Source organism: Streptomyces sp. NPDC093064 (assembly GCF_044754605.1).
Classification (GTDB): domain Bacteria; phylum Actinomycetota; class Actinomycetes; order Streptomycetales; family Streptomycetaceae; genus Streptomyces.
In genome coordinates this window covers 1-1,961 of sequence record NZ_JBIVPK010000138.1, presented here as the reverse complement: position 1 = coordinate 1,961, position 1,961 = coordinate 1, and the positions used below count along the sequence as shown (strand labels likewise).

At 65.0% G+C, this 1,961-nt stretch carries 1 protein-coding gene and 1 pseudogene; one reads left to right on the top strand and one right to left on the bottom strand.

The window, feature by feature from the left end; translation table 11 throughout:
• Nucleotides 1-126: 126 nt before the first annotated feature.
• A complete protein-coding gene (locus ACIQFZ_RS43410; RefSeq protein ID WP_402693997.1) occupies nucleotides 127-468 on the bottom strand; it encodes a hypothetical protein in 342 nt (113 codons plus the stop codon).
• Nucleotides 469-497: 29 nt separating this feature from the next.
• Between ACIQFZ_RS43410 and ACIQFZ_RS43405 the strand changes: the two are divergent.
• Nucleotides 498-1,090, top strand: a pseudogene (locus ACIQFZ_RS43405) (hypothetical protein).
• The last annotated feature ends 871 nt before the right edge of the window (nucleotides 1,091-1,961 follow it).

Here is a 1,961-nt window from a genome sequence, read left to right as displayed (position 1 = left end):
ACCAACGTCAGGTGGACTGGCAGTTCACCACCCACGATGCACGCATCAAACTGCGCCATCTCTATCCCAAACATTAGCCGCGACAGTCTACTAGTGCCGCGGCGACGAGCTTGGGATCGAGGGTGTTCACCAGGTCGGCGAGTCGAGTGCTCCGGAGGGTTCGGGGTGTATGCCGCAGGGGTCCAGGAGGTGGCTGACATAGGCGGTTGACGCCGGTGCCCGGCCGGTCTTGGTGATCCGGGTGACGATCACGTGGGCGACGGTAGTGCCGCTGAACCCTGACAGGCCTTTGGCCTTCACTCCCCGGACGGGGTCGATGAGCACGATCTTGCCGGGGCGGGCGAATCGGAAGTACTGCCGCATCACGGTCAGGCTGCGTTGGCGGGCTTTGGACATGGTCGCCAGGAAGGCTTCGGCGTCGCGGACGTCGGTCAGGGCCCAATCCTGTGCGGGGGACGTGCCGCTCACAGGCGAGAAAGTGTCTCCAGAATCGAGGCATGGACATTCCCAAGCTGCTGGAATCTGCCTCACTGCTGGTCCCCGAAGAGGTCGCCACCGAGAACGACATCACGGTGAACGACGTCTGGGAGTACCTCGCCCACGACGAGTGGGAAGTTGCTCTCGACCTGTTGGAGGAACTCGGTGACGTCCACCCGCTTCCGCTCACCTTCTGGCAGACCCTCGCCAAAGCCGCCGAGCAGATGCACCTGGACAGGAGCGCGGCCTGGTGCCACTGGCGCTGCTACGAAACCCGCCACGGCATCATCCGAGCCGACCTCACCCTCAGACCTGCCCACGAGGCCCGCCGACAGACACCGTTCTCCGGGGCCGGCGTCCTCCGACCGATGTGGAACATCGGGAAGAAGACCCCGACAGGCGAACCGGACCTCCTCATAGCCAGCCTTTGGGTGGATTTCATGCCCTTCATGGAGCCCGGTGGGCAGGCCCGGTGCGTCTCGCCCCATTCTCCCCGCCACAGTGGCAGCACCTACAACTTGGGCAAGTGATCACCATGCACGAAGACCGGACTGTCGCTGGAACGGCGGTCGTACTGGACATCCAGCGCCCATCAGCCCTGCCCGCCCCATAGCCGTACTCGCTGGGATCGCCCCCGGACTGCCGTCATTGTTCGTCGACATCCTCGTACCAGTTGATCAACAACTGCCTCCCGAACCCGCCGACAAATGCCGTCCCTGGAGCCTCTGGAGGCGCACGAAGCCACAGCGGTGATCGCCGGGGGCCAGGCACAACCGGACCCGTGCTGTACGTCGACCATCAGGACTCGTTGTCCTGTGCCATCGAATCTTGATCATTGTCATCGAGCTCTGTTTGCCGGGCCGCAAGGAGTTGGTCCGATCAGGAGCCGCAGGACACAGCTGTCACAAGTGCTCGAAGTAGCGAGTCCACCCTGTTGCACGGCCCGGATTTGGGCCGTAGCTGGAGTAGGAGAGCCTTTCGTCGGCGAGATCAGCGAGGCCATGGCCCTGGTTGAAGTCATGTCCCGCGACAATGTCGACGGCTCGGAGTTCACCGACCACTACACCCAGGCCCTGCGCGAAGTCGTCGAAGCCAAGCAGCAACACCGCCGACTGCCACAGGCCCCGCGTCCGGCAGCCCGGCCGAACCAGCTCGTGGACCTCATGGCCGCGCTGCAGCAGTCCGTGAACACGGCCCAGGCCGCACGCGGCGACAACAGCGCGGACGCCCCCGACCCGCCGACAGCCGCAACGAAGACAACGGCCCGGAAGGCCGCGAAGAAGTCGCCTGCCCGGAAGGCTTCCCCGAGGAGGCATCGGCACAGCGTCCAGGGCTCTCAGACCCCGCCAGCGTCACGCCGCGCGGTACGTCGCGGACGAGTCGCGCGTCTGTCGGCGGTCTCTGAACCTGGGTTCTGGATCACTTTCCGTGCTGGGGCCACGGAGGGTCACCACAACCGCGATCATGAACGGCCTCACGCCGAG